This is a genomic window from Lelliottia jeotgali, from assembly GCF_977070485.1.
The window spans coordinates 1-18,400 of the sequence record NZ_CDRVFO010000017.1 but is presented as its reverse complement, the minus strand read 5'-3'; the positions used below and the strand labels follow the sequence as shown (position 1 = coordinate 18,400).

The window sequence follows — 18,400 nt, the reverse complement described above, 5'->3', positions numbered from 1 at the left end:
GAGGCCGCTCCTACAGGGGGAGCGCAATCAGCGCAGTTTTTCCAGCATCTGGTAGTACCACATCCCCGCCGCCAACAGCGGATTACCCAGCAGGTCCCCCATCGGCACCTTGATGTGCTTGCACCCGGCAAAGGTATCGAACTTCTCCAGTGTCCCGGTCAGCGCCTCGGCCATGATTTCGCCCATGATGTGGCTGGTGGCGATGCCGTGCCCCGAATAGCCCTGGCAGTACCAGACGTTGTCCGAAAGCTTGCCCAGCTGCGGTATGCGGTTGACCACGATACCCATCGCGCAGCTCCACTGGAACTCGATCGGCACCCCTTTGAGGGCCGGGAAGGTGCGCTCGATGCACGGGCGCAGTTCACCTGCGATATCACGTGAATCCTTGCCCGAATAGTTGGCGCCGCCGCCGAACAGCAGGCGTTTGTCGGCAGTGAGGCGGTAGTAGTCGAGGACGAAACGGCAGTCGTACACCGCCAGGTCCTGGGGGTTGATCTGTTCGGCCAGTTCACCCAGCGGCGCGGTGGTTACGATGCCACCCATGGCGGGGAAGATCTTGCCCTTGAGCTGGCGCTTTTCCAGTTTGTGGTAAACGTCGCCGGCCAGCATCACCTGGCGTGCTTCGATTCGGCCTTGGGCAGTGACCACTGCAGGGCGCGGGCCGTGCACGATGTCCAGCACTTCGGAATTCTCGAAGATCAGCGCGCCCAGTGCATGGGCTGCACGCGCCTCGCCCAGGCACAGGTTGAGCGGGTGTAGGTGCAGGTTGCGCAGGTTTTTCAGCGCACCCAGGTACAACGGGCTTTGCAGGTGCTCGGCAACCGCGTTGCGGTCGAGCATGTGGACCTGATCACCCATGCCGCGGCGCTGCGCTTCGGCTTCGAAGGCGCGCAGCTCGTTGAGGTGTGACGGTTTCATCGCTGCATGCAGGTGGCCGCGCTTGAGGTCACAGTCGATGTCATAGCGCTCGACCCGCTGCTCGATGATCTGGTGCCCGCGCCAGCGCAGGTGCCAGATGAAGTCATCCACTTCGCTGCCCAGGCGGTCGCGCATCTGCGTGCGCATGGCTTCGTCGCCCGAGAGGCTGCCGGTAACCTGGCCGCCGTTACGGCCGCTGGCGCCCCAGCCGATGCGGTTGGTTTCCACCACCGCCACCTTCAGGCCGCGCTCGGCCAGCTCCACGGCGGTGGCTACGCCGGTGAAACCGCCGCCGATAATGGCTACGTCGACCTGCACGGTGCCCTTGAGCTGCGGGTACTGCGTGTGGTCGTTGAGGGAGGCACTGTAGTAGGACGGCGCGCGCTGGGCCGGGCCGTGGTTCACTGCTGCGTTCATGGGTGTTCCTTATTTTGAATAGGGTGAGGCTCAGGCCTGGTGCAGGTACCAGCGCCAGTCCTGTTCGCTGACTTCGGCCATGAACTGGCGATACTCGGCGCGCTTGACCTTCAGGTACACCCCGAGAAAGTCCGCACCGAGTGCTTCGCGTGCCCACGCCGAACGCTCCAGTGCGTCGAGGGCAGTCAGCCAGTCGGTGGGCAGGTGCTCGGTGGCCTGGGCATAGCCGTTGCCTTCGACCGGAGCACCCGGGTCGAGTTGTTCGCGGATGCCGCGGTGGCTGGCAGCGAGAATCGCCGCAGCGGCCAGGTACGGGTTGGCGTCGGCGCCACAGATGCGGTGTTCGACATGGCGGCTGTTGGCCGGCCCGCCGGGCACGCGCAAGCTGACTGTGCGGTTGTCGACACCCCAGGTTGGCGCCAGCGGTGCATAGCTGTTGGCCTGGAAACGACGGAACGAGTTGGCGTTGGGGCAGAACAGCAGCAGCGAGTCGCGCAGGTGGCGCAGCATGCCGGCAACCGCTTGGCGTAGCAGCGGGGTGCCGGCCTTGTCTTCGCTGGCGAACAGGTTGTTGCCGGCGCTGTCGGCCAGGCTCAGGTGCATGTGCATGCCGGTGCCGGCCAGTTGCGCAAAAGGTTTGGCCATGAAGCACGCCTGCATGCCGTGGGCGTGCGCCACGCCTTTGACCAAGCGCTTGTAGCGCACGGCCTGGTCCATCGCTTCCAGGGCATCGCCATGCTCCAGGGTGATTTCCACCTGGCCGGGGGCGTACTCCGAAATCGCCGTGCGGGCCGGGATGCCCTGGGCTTTGCAGGCCGCGTAAAGGTCGGCGAGAAACGGCTCTATCTGCTCCAGCTCACGCAGGCCATACACCTGGGTGCTGCGCGGGCGGCCGCCGTCGTTGTCCAGAGCCGGTTGCGGACGGCCCTGGGCGTCACGCTGCTGGTCGAGCAGGAAGAACTCCAGCTCGCATGCCATTACCGGGTGGTAGCCATCGGCCTTGAGCGCGTCGATGGTGCGCAACAGCACATGGCGCGGGTCGGCGACACTGGCCGGCAGGCCTTCGCTGGGGTGCATGCTGACTTGCACGGCGGCGGTCGGCACGCGGCGCCACGGCAGGCGCACCAGGCTGCCCTCCAAGGGGTAGGCGCGGCAGTCGATGTCGCCGACGTCCCAGACCAGCCCGGAGTTTTCCACGTCATCGCCGTTGAGGGTCAGGCCCAGGATGGTACTGGGCAGCGGGCGGCCGCTCTGGTAAACCGCCAGCAGCTCGTCGCGGTGCAGCAGCTTGCCGCGCGGCACGCCGTTGGCGTCGAGGATGAACAGTTCGAACAGCTCGATATCGGGGTTTTCGGCAAGGAAACGTCGGGCGTGTTCAACAGGTGCAAAGTGCATGAGGGATTCGCTCGTGTGCATACAGGACCGCAGCTTGGCGGCGGTCCGGCTGAGTCAATCGGCCGAAAGGTGGCCGGGCTTTGTCAGATGCGCGAGTGAAGTGTCCGGTGGGCGGGCGTGGCGGCAATGCCAGAGGGCCCAGAAGGCCAGGATCACATGGACCAGCGGATTTTCACCGGCGCAGATGCGGGCCTTCGGTAGCGAAGGGCGCGACAGCGGCGGGGCGATGGGCTGGAAGGGGATCATGCGTTGGATACTCACATGCGGCGTCAGGTTGATTAAAGCAGTGAATGGCAACCTTCACTCTGGTATCGGCTAAACATTCGCGGGGGGCGGTACAGACAGCAAAAAGCCGGCAAATCTGCGACAATCGCGCATCCTTCGAATGCCGATCATGCAAAAGCAGGCTCACCTGCATCACTAAAAAGCCCCATGACTGACCACGCCATCGACAAACTGCTGCAAAACCTCGACCACGCCATGATCGCCGACCGCCATCGCCTGCGCCGGCAACTGCATGAGCTGCGCAAGCGCCCCGACGAGGCCAAGCTCGCGCAGTGGGTGGAAAAGGTCCAGGCGTCTTGCGCCCAGGTGACCGCGCGCCAGCACAGTGTGCCGCGCATCCGCTACGACGACAGCTTGCCGATTGCCGCCAAGCGTGACGAGATCAAAAAGGCATTGGCCGAAAACCAGGTCCTGGTGATTGCCGGTGAGACCGGTTCGGGCAAGACCACCCAGCTACCCAAGATCTGCCTGGAGCTGGGCCGCGGCAGCCACGGCCTGATCGCCCACACCCAGCCACGGCGGATTGCGGCGCGCAGCGTTGCTGCCCGTGTGGCTGAAGAGCTTGGTACACCGCTGGGCGCCCTGGTCGGTTACCAGGTACGGTTCGAGGACCAGAGCGACGCCAACACCTTGGTCAAGCTGATGACCGACGGCATCTTGCTGGCCGAAACCCAACATGACCGCTTCCTCGAGCGCTACGACACGATCATCGTCGACGAGGCGCACGAGCGCAGCCTGAACATCGATTTCCTGCTCGGCTACCTCAAGACCCTGCTGCATCGCCGCCCGGACCTGAAGCTGATCATCACTTCGGCAACCATCGACCTGGAGCGCTTCTCCAAGCATTTCGATGGTGCGCCGATCATCGAGGTGTCCGGCCGTACCTATCCGGTGGACACTTGGTATCGCCCGCTGACCAGTGAACAGGACGAAGAAGGCAACCAGGTCGAGGACGACCTCACCGTCGACCAGGCGATCCTCGCCACCCTCGATGAGATCGCCCACCACGAGCGCAGCGAGGGCAAGGGCCCCGGCGACGTGCTGGTGTTCCTGCCGGGCGAGCGCGAGATTCGCGATGCCGCCGAGATCCTGCGTAAGGCCCAGTTGCGTCATACCGAGATCCTGCCGCTGTATGCGCGCCTGTCTCCGGCCGAGCAGCAGCGTATCTTCCAGTCGCACACTGGCCGCCGTGTGGTGCTGGCCACCAACGTGGCGGAAACCTCGCTGACCGTGCCAGGCATCCGCTATGTAATCGACACCGGTACCGCCCGCATCAGCCGCTACAGCTACCGGGCCAAGGTCCAGCGCTTGCCGATCGAAGCGGTATCCCAGGCCAGCGCCAACCAGCGTAAGGGCCGTTGCGGCCGTGTCGAGCCTGGCATTTGCATACGCCTTTACAGCGAAGAAGACTTCAACGGCCGGCCAGCCTTCACCGACCCCGAGATCCTGCGCACCAACCTGGCGGCGGTGATCCTGCAGATGCTGCACCTGCGGCTGGGCGCCATTGATGCCTTCCCGTTCATCGAGCCGCCGGATGGCAAGGCCATCAGCGACGGCTTCAACCTGCTGCAGGAGCTGTCGGCGGTCAACCGCGAGAACCAGCTCACGCCCCTGGGCCGTCAGCTGGCGCGCTTGCCGATCGACCCCCGGCTGGGCCGGATGCTGCTCGAAGGCGCCCGTCAGGGCAGCCTGCAGGAAGTGCTGATCGTCACCAGTGCATTGTCGGTGCAGGACCCGCGCGAGCGCCCGCCGGAGCGTCAGCAGGCGGCTGACCAGGCGCATGCGCAGTGGAAGGATGTGGATTCCGATTTTGCCGCACTGGTCAACCTGTGGCGTGGCTTCGAGGAGCAGCGCCAGGCGCTGACGGCCAACCCGCTACGCAACTGGTGCCGCAAGAATTTTCTCAACTATTTGCGCCTTCGCGAATGGCGCGACGCCCATCGTCAGTTGGCGCTGATCTGCCGTGACCTGCAACTGACGGTGAACAAAGATCCGTCCGACTACCAGAAGATGCACAAAGCCATCCTCAGCGGGCTGCTCAGCCAGATCGGCCACAAGACCGAAGACGGCGACTACCAGGGCGCGCGTCAGCGGCGTTTCTGGGTGCATCCGTCTTCAGGCATTGGCCGCAAGCGCCCGCAGTGGGTCATGGCCGCCGAGCTGGTGGAGACCACCAAGTTGTATGCGCGCATGGTGGCCAAGATCGAGCCCGACTGGATCGAGCCGCTGGCGACTCACCTGGTCAAGAAGAACCACTTCGAACCGCACTGGGAGAAGAAGCGCGGGCAGGTGGTGGCCTACGAGCAAATCACCCTGTACGGGCTGATCCTGGTCGGCCGCCGCCCAGTGCATTACGGTCCGATCGACCCGGTTACCTCGCGTGAGCTGTTCATACGCGAAGGGCTGGTTGGGGGCGAAATCCAGTCGCGAGCCAAGTGCCTGGCCGCCAACAAGCGCCTGCTTGAAGAGCTCGACGAGCTGGAAGCCAAGGCGCGCCGGCGCGACATTCTTGCCGATGAAGAAACCCTTTACGCCTTCTACGAAGCGCGCCTGCCAGCGGAGATCCACCAGACCGCGACCTTCGACAGCTGGTACCGCATGGGCAGCCAGAAGGATGCCAGCCTGCTGATCATGCGTGAGGAAGACGTGTTGGCCCGTGAGGCCAGCGAAGTCACTGCGGCGCAATACCCGGACAGCCTGCAGGTCGGCGAGCTGCGCCTGCCGCTGAGCTACCACTTCGAACCAGGCCACCCACGCGACGGCGTGACTGTAAGGGTGCCCGCGCCGCTGTTGCCAAGCCTGCCAGGCGAGCGCCTGGAGTGGCTGGTGCCGGGCTTGCTCGAAGCCAAGTGCGTGGCGCTGGTGCGCAACCTGCCCAAGGCCCTGCGCAAGAACTTCGTGCCGGTACCGGATTTCGTCAAGGCATCGCTGGCACGCATGACGTTCGGCCAGGGGGCCTTGCCTCAGGCCTTGGGGCAGGAGCTGTTGCGCATGACCGGTGCCCGTGTGTCCGATGAGGCCTGGGCAGAGTCGGTAGGCCTGGTCGAAGGGCATCTGCGCATGAATATCGAGGTGGTCGATGGCCAGGGCAAGTTCCTCGGCGAGGGCCGCGACCTGGCCGAGTTGACCGCACGCTTTGCCGCCGCCAGCCAGGCAGCGCTGGCGGTGCCGCGCGACGACAAGGGCGCGCAGCCGGTGCAGGCCAAGGCCTTCAGTGAAGTGAAGCAGACCGCCCAGCAGAAGATCGCCGGGCTGTCGATGACGGTGTACCCGGCATTGGTGGAAGAGAGCGGCAGCGTGCGCGAGGGGCGTTTCTCGACCCAGGCCGAAGCCGAGTTTCAGCATCGCCGTGCCTTGCAGCGCCTGTTGCTGCAGCAGTTGGCCGAGCCTGCCAAGTTCCTGCGCGGCAAGCTCCCGGGGCTGACCGAACTGGGCTTGCTGTACCGCGAACTGGGCCGCGTCGAGGCGCTGGTGGAGGATATCCTGCTGGCCAGCCTCGACAGTTGCATCCTCGAAGGTGAGGCCACGCTACCGCGCGATGGCGCAGCATTGGCCGGGCTTGCCGAGCGTAAGCGCGGCAGCTGGGCCGAGCATGCCGAGCGCCTGGCCCGCCAGACCCTGGAAGTGCTCAAGCTGTGGCACGGCCTGCAGAAGCGTTTCAAAGGCAAGATCGACCTGAGCCAGGCGGTGGCGCTGAACGACATCAAGCAGCAGTTGGCCAACCTGGTGTATCCGGGCTTCGTGCGCGAGACGCCTTCGGCCTGGTTCAAGGAGCTGCCGCGCTACCTCAGGGCGGTGGAGTTGCGCCTGGAGAAGCTCGGCACCCAGGTGCAGAAGGACCGGGTGTGGAGTGGCGAGCTGACCAACCTCTGGGCCCAGTACAAGGCCCGGGCCGACAAGCACGCCCAAGAGGGCAAGCGCGACGAGCAGCTGACCTTGTACCGCTGGTTGCTGGAAGAATATCGGGTGTCGCTGTTTGCCCAGCAATTGGGCACGAAAGTACCGATTTCTGACAAGCGTCTCAGCAAACAGTGGTCTCAGGTGGAAGCCTAAACCCCGCAAGTTGTGGCAATATTGAGGCAATTTGGGGGCGCATTGCGGCCCCTTGCGGGTTCAACCTGCGCCATGAACTTGGTACTAAAGTGCTATTACTCCAGCCAGCGCCCTGTGGCGATGGCCTTTGACCAGAGGAACGATCGTGCATAACGTCGTGATCAGCGGCACCGGCCTGTATACCCCGGCCCAGAGCATTTCCAACGAAGAACTGGTGGAATCCTTCAACACCTGGTCGCAGCAGTTCAACCGCGACAACGCTGCCGCCATCGAGCGCGGCGAGGTCGAAGCTGCGCCGCTCTCCGACGCCGCCTTCATCGAGAAGGCCTCGGGCATCAAGAGCCGCTTCGTCATGGACAAGGCCGGCATTCTCGACCCGCAGCGCATGAAGCCGCGCCTGCCGGAGCGTTCCAATGACGAGCAGTCGATCCTTTGCGAGATGGGCGTGGCCGCTGCCCGTCAGGCGCTTGAGCGCGCCGGCCGCACACCTGCCGATGTCGACGGTGTGATCGTCGCCTGCTCCAACCTGCAGCGCCCGTACCCGGCCATCGCCATCGAAGTGCAGCAGGCGCTGGGCATCCAGGGCTTCGCCTTCGACATGAACGTGGCTTGCTCCTCGGCCACTTTCGGTATCCAGACCGCAGCCAACAGCGTGCAACTGGGCCAGGCCCGTGCGTTGCTGGTGGTCAGCCCGGAGATTTGCACCGGGCATCTGAACTTCCGTGACCGCGACAGCCATTTCATTTTTGGTGACGCCGCCACTGCCGTGCTGGTCGAGCGTGCCGACCAGGCCACCTCGGCACACCAGTTCGATATCCTCGGTACCAAGTTGCAGACCTCGTTCTCCAACAATATCCGCAACAATTTCGGCTTCCTCAACCGTGCTGCGGAAGAGGGCGTCGGTACGCGGGACAAGTTGTTCGTGCAGGAAGGCCGCAAGGTATTCAAGGAAGTCTGCCCGATGGTCGCCGAGCTGATCGGCAAGCACCTGGGCGAGAACGATCTGCAGCCCTCCGACGTCAAGCGCTTCTGGCTGCACCAGGCCAACCTGAGCATGAACCACCTGATCGTCAAGAAGCTGCTGGGGCGTGAAGTGGCTGAGGAAGATGCACCGGTCATTCTCGACCGTTATGCCAACACCAGCTCGGCAGGGTCGGTGATTGCCTTCCACCTCTACCAGGATGACCTGGCCAAGGGTTCGCTGGGCGTGTTGAGCTCGTTTGGTGCGGGTTATTCGATTGGTAGTGTGATCCTGCGTAAACGCTGACAGTTGGCACAGGCCCTGCGCCGGCTTGCCGGCGGTGGGGCCTGTGCGTTTCTCGCAGGCAAAAAAAGGCAGGAAATGCCGGATGGGGTCGGCATTTCCCGCCTTGAGTGAAGCTAAGGCGTTGCAGCTTAGAACTTGGCTTCCAGGTCCACCTGCAGCGTGTCGACATCGGCATCGCTGTTCGGCAACTGCGACAGGTCGGTCTTGGCCATCAGGTAAGCGGCGCCCAGCGAGAAGTTCTTGTCGATTTCATAACCGACCTTGAACTTGTGGCCGCGCGAGCCGGTGTAACCGTTGCCGAAGTCGGAGTCGGTGAACAGGCTGACCACGGCGTTGCGCTGAACATCGCGGTAGTTGTAATCCAGGCTCCAGGCGCCGACTTTGGTCTTCAGGCCAGCCAGCCAGGCCTGGTCTTCGCCATCGGTGCTTTCGGTGTTCTTCACGTACTGGCCATACGCCGACAACGGGATGGCGAGGCCGGTGAAGTCCAGCTGGCCGAAGCCTTCCACCAGGTTGAACTCGTTGGTGGTATTGCCGAACGACTGCAGGATGGTCGCTTCCTTGTCGTTGTCGTAGCCATAGATGCTCGCGCCGACAGTGAGCTTGAGCACATCGGCCGGGGCGAACTTGGCGCCCAACTGGCCGTGGTAGACCTGGGCGTCGTGCTTGTACTGCACGCCGTCGCCGTCCACGTTGTCCTTGAGCGTGTACTGGCCCGCGCTGGCGAAGACTTCGGCGCCGCCGAGGTCTGTCTTGTAGGTGGCGGCAACGCCTTCCGGGTTGATGTCGCCGTCCCAGATGATGTCACCCATGCTCACCCAAGGCTGTGCCATCTTGCCGCCGATCAGGTGCAGGTTCGGTACTGCGGTCGGGTGCCAGTCGAGGTAGGCCTGGTCGACCCACAGCGATTTTTTGTCGAAGTAGTTATCGAAACTCTGGTTGGTCGAACGGCGGTCTGCGCTGCTGCCGGTGGCGATGCGGATGCCTGCGTCGACTTGCGGGTTGATCTCGCTGTAGAAACCGACGCGGGCGCGAACGCGCTGGCGGTCCTGGTTGCCGCTGCTGCTGTTCGGGTCGTCGACGTTGACGTCCTCGTAGCGCAGACGTATGTCGCCTTTGACCTGGGTCTTGGCGGCCCATGCCACTTTCTGTTCGAAGGAGCTCATGCGTTCTGACTGAGCTTTCTGGTCGGCCTTTTCCTTGGTTTCTTTTGCCAGGTCACCTTGCAGTTCGTTGTACTGCGCCTGGTTGATCGAGCCATTGGCGCGGAGCATTTCGAGCAGCTTGGCGTCGACAGCCGCACTGGCCGGAGTACTCAGAGCCAGCATCATGCCGGTGAGGCTCACTCCGGTAAGTGTAGAAACAAGACGCATAAGGTTCTCCCTACTGAAAAATATTGGGGAGGCTCAGCGTCCACCCCCATGTTGGCATGTCTTCGGAAAGGGCCTGAATAGACAGGTTCTAGGGTTCCGGAAAACAGGCGCAAGTATTGCGGGGGCGAATGACAGAATAATGTCTATTTGGTGGCACTGCCGTTAAGTAATTGAGAATGAAAGGATCGGGCCGGCATTCGGCATTTGAGTGAGAGGCCGGTATTCCCTGATACTGATGCCCTCACTCCGCGAGTCGACATCGTGACCAGCCTCTACAGCCTTGCCCATCTGCGTGACCTGCCTGCCGCGACCTGGGACGCCCTGGTGCCTGCCGGCCAACCGTTCCTGCGCCATGCGTTCCTCAGCGCCATGGAGGACAGCGGCAGTGTCGTGCCAGCCACCGGATGGGCGGCGGAACACCTGGTGCTGGAGCGTGACGGGCAAGTGCGTGCGCTGTTGCCGGCGTACCGTAAGTGGCACTCGTACGGCGAGTACGTGTTCGATCATGGCTGGGCCGACGCCTGCGAGCGCGCCGGTATTGCCTATTACCCCAAGCTGCTCGGCGCCGTGCCGTTCAGCCCGGTCAGCGGGCCGCGCCTGCTCAGCCTTGACCCGGCCGATGGCCTGCTCATGCTCCAGGCATTGCCTGAGTATCTGGGCAAAGGCGGGCTATCCGGGGCTCACATCAACTTCACCGACCCAGGCCTGGATGCACAGATGGCCGGCCTGCCGGGCTGGATGGAGCGCCTGGGATGTCAGTTCCACTGGCGCAACCGTGGCTACCGCGACTTTCAGGACTTTCTCGACAGCTTGAGTTCGCGCAAGCGCAAACAGATGCGCAAGGAACGTGAGCAGGTTGCAGGGCAGGGCATCGACTTCCGTTGGTACCGTGGCGAGGAACTGGAGGAGGCCCAATGGGATTTCGTCTACCTCTGCTACGCCAATACCTACGCAGTGCGCAGGCGTACGCCCTATCTGACCCGCGAATTCTTTAGCCTGCTGGCGCAGCGCATGCCCGAGGCCCTAAGGGTCGTGATGGCGCGTCAAGGCGGTCGCGATGTCGCCATGGCCCTGAGCCTGGTGGGTGGCGACAGCCTGTTTGGGAGGTACTGGGGCTGCCTGGATGAGTTCGACCGGCTGCACTTCGAAACCTGCTTCTACCAAGGCATGGACTTTGCGATTGCCGAAGGCTTGCAGCGCTTCGATGCTGGGGCGCAGGGCGAGCACAAGCTGATTCGTGGCTTCGAGCCGGTGCTTACACGCTCCTGGCATTATCTGCTTCACCCAGGGCTGCGCCGGGCGGTGGACGATTTCCTGCAGCAGGAGCGGGCAGGGGTTATGGGCTATGCCGAAGAGGCGCGGGGGATGTTGCCTTATCGCCGGGATTGAGACCGGACAGGCCTCAATCCACCCCGACGAACCCGCCCGTCTGGTGATGCCACAGCCTGGCATACAAGCCTTGTTGCGCCAGCAGTTCACTGTGGCTGCCACTTTCGACGATATGCCCCTTGTCCAGCACCACCAGGCGGTCCATCCGCGCAATGGTGGAGAGGCGGTGGGCGATGGCGATCACCGTCTTGCCTTGCATCAGGGTTTCCAGGCTTTCCTGGATCGCCGCTTCGACCTCGGAGTCCAATGCTGACGTGGCCTCGTCCATGATCAGGATGGGCGCGTTCTTGAGCAGCACCCTGGCTATCGCGATGCGCTGGCGCTGACCACCGGAGAGCTTGACCCCACGCTCGCCCACGTGCGCGTCGAAGCCCGTGCGGCCCTGGGCATCCGACAACTGTGGAATGAATTCGTCGGCACGGGCCCGGCGCACCGCCTCGTGCAGCGCTTGCTCGCTGGCATCAGGGCGCCCGTACAACAGGTTGTCGCGGATCGAGCGATGCAGCAGTGAGGTGTCCTGGGTGATCATACCGATCTGCGCCCGCAGGCTGGCCTGGCTCACCTCGGCGATGTCCTGCCCGTCGATCAGGATACGCCCGCCCTGCACGTCGTAAAGGCGCAGCAGCAGGTTGACCAGGGTCGACTTGCCAGCGCCGGAGGGGCCGATCAGGCCGATCTTTTCGCCCGGGCGGATGTCCAGGTTCAGCCCGTCGATGACGTTGCGGGCCTTGCCGTAGTGGAAGTCGACGTTATCGAAACGCACCGCGCCACGGGTCACTTTCAGCGGCGCTGCTTTGGGCTTGTCGGTGACGGTGACAGGCTGGGCGATGGTCTGCAGGCCGTCCTGCACCATGCCGATGTTCTCGAAGATGCCGTTGACCACCCACATGATCCAGCCCGACATGTTGACGATACGGATCACCAGCCCGGTGGCCAGGGCGATGGCGCCGACGGTAATCAGCGACTGGCTCCACAGCCACAGGGCCAGGCCGGTGGTGGCGACCACCAGCAAACCGTTGAGGCTGGTGATGACCACGTCCATGCTGGTGATCACTCGCGACGCCAGCTGGGTCTTTTCGGTCTGCTCGCGGATCGCTTCGCGGGCGTACTGTTGCTCGTAATCGGTATGGGCGAACAGCTTGAGGGTGGCGATGTTGGTGTAGCCGTCGACGATGCGCCCCATCAGCTTGGAGCGGGCATCGGAGGAGATCACCGAGCGCTCCTTGACCCGCGGCACGAAGTAGAACAGCGCGGCGACATAGCTGGCAATCCAGACCAGTAATGGCAGCATCAGGCGCCAGTCAGCCTCGGCGAACAGCACCAGCGAGGTGATCGCATAGATCAGTACATGCCACAACGCATCCACCGCCTGTACTGCCGAGTCGCGCAGGGAGTTGCCAGTCTGCATGATGCGCTGGGCGATACGCCCGGCAAAGTCGCTCTGGAAGAAGTTAAGGCTCTGCTTGAGCACATACGTGTGGTTTTGCCAGCGGATCAGGCTGGTCATGCCCGGGTTGATGGTCTGGTGCACCAGCAGGTCATGCAGGCCAAAGAAGACCGGCCGTAGCAGCAGGATCACCACCAGCATCCAGATCAGCTCACCGCTGTGCTCGCTGAAGAAGTTGGCATTGGGCGTGCCCTGGGCCAGGTCGATGATGCGGCTCAGGTAGCTGAACATCGCCACCTCGATCAGCGAGGCAACCAGCCCGACCACCAGCAGGGCGAGAAAACTCGGCCACACCTGGCGAAGGTAGTAAAGGTAGAAGGGCCACACCTGGGTGGGCGGCGACTCGCTGGGCGCGTCGCGGAAAATGTCGATCAGTTGCTCGAAACGGCGGTACAGCATGGGTGACAACACTCCTGTTCAACCCGACCCTCAGGCGGTTTCACGTCCTTGTGAAGCCTGCAGTCAGTCGATGCGTTTGGCGGACTTGATGAACACCGGATCGGCCGGCACATCGCGCATGCCTTTCTTGACGGTAGTGGGCGAGTTGACGATCTGGTCGACCACCTCCATGCCCTTGGTCACTTTGCCGAACACCGCATAACCACGGTCACGGCCCGGGTTCAGGAAGTCGTTGTCGGCCACGTTGATGAAGAACTGGCTGGTGGCCGAGTTCGGGTCGGAGGTGCGTGCCATCGACAGGGTGCCACGGGTGTTCTGCAGACCGTTGCCGGCTTCGTTGCGGATCGGGTCACGCGTCGGCTTTTGCACCATCTGCTCGGTGAACCCGCCGCCCTGGACCATGAAGCCCGGGATCACACGGTGAAAAATGGTGTTGTTGTAGAAACCGCTGTCGACGTATTCGAGGAAATTCTTGGTACTGACCGGCGCCTTCTCGGCATCGAGCTCGATTTCGACCTGGCCGAAGCTGGTGTCGAGCACTACGTGAGGGGTCTTGTCGGAGGCCATGACGGTGGTGGCAAAGGCGACCGAGCAGGCGGTGAGCAGAAGTTTTTTCAGCATGGGCTCAAAGATCCTTGAGAGGTGGAAGCGGCTGCGAGGAACTGCAGCAAAGTCTGGTTGAAGACTTCGGGTTGATCGAGAGGTGTAGCGTGCCGGGAATCATCGATGACTACCAGCCTTGCCTGCGGCATCAGGGCAACGTAGCGCTCTTTGAGTTGTACCGGGGTGTAATCGTGGTCGGCAGCGACCACCAGCGTGGGACAGTGTATCTGGCCGATGCGTTCCTGCACGCCCCAATCCACGATGGCGTCAAAACTCTTGAGGTAGGCGCGTTTGTCGTTGCGCGCCCACCGTTGCGCCATCTTCTGGCGCAAGTCGGCTTGCTCCGGTTTGGGGAACAGGCGCTGGGCCAGGCCCTTGCCGACAGTCTCGACACTCAGGATGCGTGCCAGGCCCCAGCGCTTGGCCCACCAGACCCAGTCGTTGCGCGTGCGGCGCTTGACCTCGGGGGCGCTGTTGACGATGCACAGGCTGCGCAGCCACTGCGGATGGTCGACGGCGAATTGAAACCCGACCATGCCGCCCATCGACAGCCCCACGAAGTGCACCGGGCCGGTCTGCAGGTGTTCGAGCAGGGCCAGCAGGTCTTCGCTGAATGTGGCGATCTGGTAGCCATCATTGGGCTTGTCGGAGCGGCCGTGGCCCCGGATGTCCATGAGGATCACCCGGTAATGGCGGCTGAGCGCGGGTACCTGCAGCTCCCAGTCCTGGCTGCTGGAGCCCAGGCCGTGCAGCAGTACCAGGGGTTCACCCTGGCCGTATTCCTGATAATGCAGCGAGCATCCTTCATGTTCGAAATAGGCCATGGGCGCGGTTCTCTCAGGCTTGCGGGGGGGCTGCGAAGGGCACGTCCAGTGGCGCGGTGTCGAAATTGCGCAGCAGGTCGATGAGAATCTGCGTGGCCGGGCCCAAGGTCTTCTCTTTGCTCGAATAAAGGTAGAACAGTGGATGACGGCTGCCACCCTGGTCCAGTGGCAGCGGCTTGAGCACGCCTTCGCGCAGTTCACGATCGATCATGTGCCGCGGCAGCCAAGCAAAGCCCAGCCCGCTGCTGACGAAGGTCGTGGCGGTCCCCAGGCTGCCGACTGTCCAGCGCTGTTCAGCGCCGAGCCAGCCGACATCGCGGGGTTGGGCGCGGCCGGAGTCGCGGATTACCACTTGCAACTGGCTTTCCAGGTCCTGGAACGTGATCTCCCGGCCCAGGCGGTGCAGGCTGTGCTCGGGGTGGGCGACAGCCACGAACTCCACGGCACTGAGTTCGGTGCCCAGATAGCCGCCAATGCTGTAGCTGCTGATGGCAAGGTCGGCGATACCTTCATGCATCACCTCCTCGACGCCGGACAGCACCTCCTCGCGCAGGCGCACCCGGCAACCGCGGCTCTGCGGCATGAACGCGGCCAGGGCACGTACCAGGCGGGCACTGGGGTAGGCGGCATCCACCACTACACGTACCTCGGCTTCCCAGCCTTGCTCCATGTGGTGAGCCAGGTCTTCAAGCTGGCTGGCCTGCTTGACCAGGTGCCGGGAGCGGCGCAGCAGCACGTTGCCCGCCTCGGTCAGCACGGCTTTGCGGCCATCGATGCGTAGCAGTGGCACGCCGAGCTGCTCTTGCATGCGCGCCACCGTGTAACTGACCGATGACTGCGAGCGGTGCAGAGCTTCGGCTGCCTGGGCAAACCCGCCGTGATCGACCACTGCCTGCAAGGTTCGCCACTGATCCAGGGTTACGCGCGGCGCTTTCATCTTTGGCTCCTGTTGACCTAAGCTGCGCTCTTTCAAGGAGAGCGCCCCATGAAGAAATGTTGTGTGGCAATACTGATGTGCCTGCCCCTCGGGGCCATGGCTTACCCCATCGACGTGGAGAAGGAACTGGCCGGGGTCAAGCTGGACTACACCGCCTACGACACCGCGTACGACATCGGAGCCATCACCCTGAACAACTATGGGCAAGTGCCGGCGGCCTGCAAGGTGACGTTCCGCAACGGCCCGGAGGCGCCACGGGTACGCCGGGTGAATGTGCCGGCGGGCAAAAGTGTGGATGTCACGGCCAAGTTCAACCGGCAGATCATCAAGCTACGTATCGCAGTGAACTGCAAAGCGGAATAAAACTGATTAATCGATAGATTGCACCCACTTTTTACGCTTTTTTATCGATAGGTCAAGCCTTAATCTCACCTCCATCGAATCGCAACCCATTTTGCCGATGGAGGCACCCATGTCCCGCGTACTGATCATCGAAAGCAGCGCCCGCCAGCAGGATTCCGTTTCCCGTCAACTGACCCGTGACTTCATCGAACACTGGCAAGCAGCGCACCCTGCCGACGAGATTACCGTGCGCGATCTGGCGGTGACCCCGGTGCCGCACCTGGACGGCAACCTGCTCGGTGGCTGGATGAAGCCTGAAGAGCAGCGCAATGCCGCTGAACTGGACGCCTTGGCCCGTTCCAACGAGCTGACAGATGAGCTGCTGGCGGCCGACGTGCTGGTGATGGCTGCACCAATGTACAACTTCACCATCCCCAGCACGCTCAAGGCCTGGCTTGACCACGTATTGCGTGCCGGCATCACCTTCAAGTACACCCCGACCGGCCCGCAAGGCCTGCTGACCGGCAAGCGCGCCATTGTCCTGACAGCCCGCGGCGGCATCCACGCCGGCGCCACCAGCGACCATCAGGAGCCGTACCTGCGCCAGGTGATGGCATTCATCGGTATTCACGATGTGAACTTCATCCATGCCGAAGGCCTGAACATGAGCGGTGACTTCCACGAGAAAGGCATCAACCAGGCCAAGGCCAAGCTGGCTGCGGTGGCCTGAGCGTCAACGAATTCCCAACCCTGACACCTTGTTTGCTCCTTTGGGTGTACCTGCCCGGCCTCGATGGCCGGGCTTTTTTGTGTGTGAATCACTCCCGCCCATGAAATGCGCAGCCCCCACATAGCGCATGGTTGAACACATCGGTCGCAACCCGCTAAGGTCGCGGCCTTGATTTACGAGAGGCAACCATGGGCTACCTGATAATCGTCGCGCTGATCCAGGCGTTTTCCTTCAGCCTGATCGGCGAGTACCTGGCCGGGCACGTCGACAGCTACTTTGCCGTGCTCGCACGCGTGGTGCTGGCGGGCCTGGTTTTCTTGCCGCTGACCCGCTGGCGCCAGGTCGAGCCGCGCTTCATGCGCTCGATGCTGCTGATCGGTGCGTTGCAGTACGGCATCACCTATGTCTGCCTGTACCTGAGTTTCCGCGTGCTGACCGTGCCGGAGGTGCTGCTGTTCACGATCCTTACGCCACTGCACGTGACCCTGATCGAGGATGCGCTGAACCGCCGTTTCAATCCTTGGGCCTTGCTCGCCGCCCTGGTGGCGGTTGCAGGTGCGGCGGTGATCCGCTTCGACAGCATCAGTGGCGACTTCTTCATCGGCTTCCTGCTGCTGCAGCTAGCCAACTTCACCTACGCTGCCGGCCAGGTGCTATACCGCCATCTGGTTGCCCGCCACCCCAGCGACCTGCCGCATTACAAGCGTTTCGGCTACTTCTACCTAGGGGCGTTGATCGTCGTGCTGCCGGCCTTCCTGCTGTTTGGCAACACCCAGCATTTGCCGAGCACCGACGTGCAATGGCTGGTGCTGCTGTTCCTCGGGCTGTGCCCGACGGCACTGGGCTTGTACTGGTGGAACAAGGGGGCCTGCATGGTGTCCGGCGCTACGCTGGCGGTGATGAACAACCTGCACGTGCCGGTGGGGCTGCTGCTCAACCTGCTGATCTGGAACCAGCACGAGCCATTGGGGCGCTTGCTCATCGGTGGCGCGATCATCCTGGGCTCCGTATGGCTGAGCCGCCTGGGCAGCCGCACGGAGGCACCGCTGGTGCGCAGGGCCTGACATGCACACCATCCTGGTCATCGTCGCGCCGATCTTTGCGTTGATCCTGGTCGGTTATCTTTGCCGCCGGACCAACAAGCTTGGCGACAAGGCAGCGGCCGAGATCAACAAGATGGTGGTCTGGCTGTGCCTGCCGGCCCTGCTGTTCAAGGTCACAGCCACCGCAACCTGGAGCGAGGTATGGCATCCAGGGTTCATCGTGGCCTTTGGCGCAGGGGCGCTGGCGATGTTCGTGGCCACGCTGGCCTGGCGTCTGTTCAGCGGCCACGGGCTGGTCGCGGCCAGTATCGACGGGCTCAGCGCGGGGTATGCCAACACCGGCTATATCGGCATCCCGCTGTGTTTGCTGCTGTTCGGTCAGGCCGGACTGCAGCCTGCGTTGATTTCTTCGTTGATCGTGGTCTGCCTGGTGTTCGCGATATCGCTGACGCTGATCGAAATTGGCCTACAGGAAGAGAAGCGGATCGGCCGCGCCATGTGGGTGGTGTGCAAGGCGCTGGCGAAGAACCCCTTGGTGATTTCGCCCGTGGCTGGGGCCGCTTGGGCAATGTCCGGGTTGGGGTTGGCGGAGCCGGTGATGCATTTTCTCGACATGCTGGCCTTGGCCACCACGCCGTGTGCATTGATTTCGCTGGGGGCGTTTCTGGCAGAGAAACGCAGCGGCGCTCAGGCCAGCCCATGGCCACTGGTTGCGATGAAGCTGGTAGGGCAGCCAGCGCTGACTTGGGTGTTGGCGTTCAAGGTATTCAGCCTGCCGAACATGTGGGCTGCTTCAGCGGTACTGCTGGCGGCGCTGCCGACTGGGACCGGGCCATTCATGCTGGCGGAGTATTACAACCGGGAAGCGGGGCTGATATCGCGGACGATACTGTTGTCGACAGTGGCTTCCTTAGTCACCTTGACCGGGTTGTTGTACCTGCTGGGTTATGCGGGGTGATTTGGGGCTGCTGCGCAGCC

14 protein-coding genes are annotated in these 18,400 nt (G+C 63.1%); 7 read left to right on the top strand and 7 right to left on the bottom strand.

The window, feature by feature from the left end; all coding sequences use genetic code 11:
* Positions 1–27: 27 nt before the first annotated feature.
* Positions 28–1,335 carry an NAD(P)/FAD-dependent oxidoreductase gene (locus ACW4TB_RS21800; protein WP_279930774.1) on the bottom strand — a complete coding sequence of 436 codons (1,308 nt, stop codon included), beginning with the start codon at positions 1,333–1,335 and terminating at the stop codon, positions 28–30.
* Positions 1,336–1,365: 30 nt separating this feature from the next.
* A complete protein-coding gene (locus ACW4TB_RS21795; RefSeq protein WP_254466268.1) occupies positions 1,366–2,730 on the bottom strand; it encodes a glutamine synthetase family protein in 1,365 nt (454 codons plus the stop codon).
* 432 nt (positions 2,731–3,162) lie between these two features.
* On the opposite strand from ACW4TB_RS21795, the gene hrpA reads away from it, so the two are divergent.
* Entirely contained in the window at positions 3,163–7,068 is a 3,906-nt protein-coding gene (gene hrpA, locus ACW4TB_RS21790; RefSeq protein ID WP_254466267.1) for an ATP-dependent RNA helicase HrpA, read from the top strand.
* Between the two features lie 145 nt (positions 7,069–7,213).
* A complete protein-coding gene (locus ACW4TB_RS21785; protein WP_012315664.1) occupies positions 7,214–8,335 on the top strand; it encodes a beta-ketoacyl-ACP synthase III in 1,122 nt (373 codons plus the stop codon).
* Between the two features lie 128 nt (positions 8,336–8,463).
* On the opposite strand, the gene ACW4TB_RS21780 is transcribed toward ACW4TB_RS21785, so the two are convergent.
* Positions 8,464–9,708 (bottom strand): putative porin, encoded by a 1,245-nt coding sequence (locus tag ACW4TB_RS21780; RefSeq protein WP_012315663.1) that lies wholly within the window; start codon positions 9,706–9,708, stop codon positions 8,464–8,466.
* A gap of 261 nt (positions 9,709–9,969) precedes the next feature.
* Between ACW4TB_RS21780 and ACW4TB_RS21775 the strand changes: the two genes are divergently transcribed.
* On the top strand, positions 9,970–11,097 hold the full coding sequence (locus ACW4TB_RS21775) for a GNAT family N-acetyltransferase (RefSeq protein ID WP_012315662.1): 1,128 nt from the start codon (positions 9,970–9,972) through the stop codon (positions 11,095–11,097).
* Positions 11,098–11,110: 13 nt separating this feature from the next.
* On the opposite strand, the gene ACW4TB_RS21770 is transcribed toward ACW4TB_RS21775, so the two are convergent.
* The 4 genes from ACW4TB_RS21770 to ACW4TB_RS21755 form a co-directional block, all read right to left on the bottom strand.
* Complete coding sequence (locus ACW4TB_RS21770) at positions 11,111–12,943, bottom strand: ABC transporter ATP-binding protein (protein WP_012315661.1); 1,833 nt, start codon at positions 12,941–12,943, stop codon at positions 11,111–11,113.
* 63 nt (positions 12,944–13,006) lie between these two features.
* Positions 13,007–13,564, bottom strand: coding sequence for a peptidylprolyl isomerase (locus ACW4TB_RS21765; protein ID WP_279930767.1), 558 nt, complete (start codon positions 13,562–13,564; stop codon positions 13,007–13,009).
* A complete protein-coding gene (locus tag ACW4TB_RS21760) occupies positions 13,558–14,370 on the bottom strand; it encodes an alpha/beta fold hydrolase (RefSeq protein ID WP_012315659.1) in 813 nt (270 codons plus the stop codon). Before ACW4TB_RS21760 ends, ACW4TB_RS21765 begins: the two co-directional genes overlap by 7 nt.
* 13 nt (positions 14,371–14,383) lie before the next feature.
* Positions 14,384–15,307, bottom strand: a complete 924-nt coding sequence (locus ACW4TB_RS21755; protein WP_012315658.1) for a LysR family transcriptional regulator — start codon at positions 15,305–15,307, stop codon at positions 14,384–14,386.
* A gap of 48 nt (positions 15,308–15,355) precedes the next feature.
* Between ACW4TB_RS21755 and ACW4TB_RS21750 the strand changes: the two genes are divergently transcribed.
* The 4 genes from ACW4TB_RS21750 to ACW4TB_RS21735 all read left to right on the top strand — a co-directional run bounded on the left by ACW4TB_RS21750 (position 15,356) and on the right by ACW4TB_RS21735 (position 18,380).
* Positions 15,356–15,670: a 3-phosphoglycerate kinase gene (locus ACW4TB_RS21750; protein WP_279930764.1), complete on the top strand. Its 315-nt coding sequence runs from the start codon at positions 15,356–15,358 to the stop codon at positions 15,668–15,670.
* 109 nt (positions 15,671–15,779) lie between these two features.
* Complete coding sequence (locus tag ACW4TB_RS21745; RefSeq protein ID WP_012315656.1) at positions 15,780–16,379, top strand: FMN-dependent NADH-azoreductase; 600 nt, start codon at positions 15,780–15,782, stop codon at positions 16,377–16,379.
* 188 nt (positions 16,380–16,567) lie between these two features.
* Positions 16,568–17,443, top strand: a complete 876-nt coding sequence (locus tag ACW4TB_RS21740) for a carboxylate/amino acid/amine transporter (protein ID WP_012315655.1) — start codon at positions 16,568–16,570, stop codon at positions 17,441–17,443.
* A 1-nt stretch (position 17,444) separates the two neighbouring features.
* Complete coding sequence (locus ACW4TB_RS21735; protein ID WP_012315654.1) at positions 17,445–18,380, top strand: AEC family transporter; 936 nt, start codon at positions 17,445–17,447, stop codon at positions 18,378–18,380.
* The last annotated feature ends 20 nt before the right edge of the window (positions 18,381–18,400 follow it).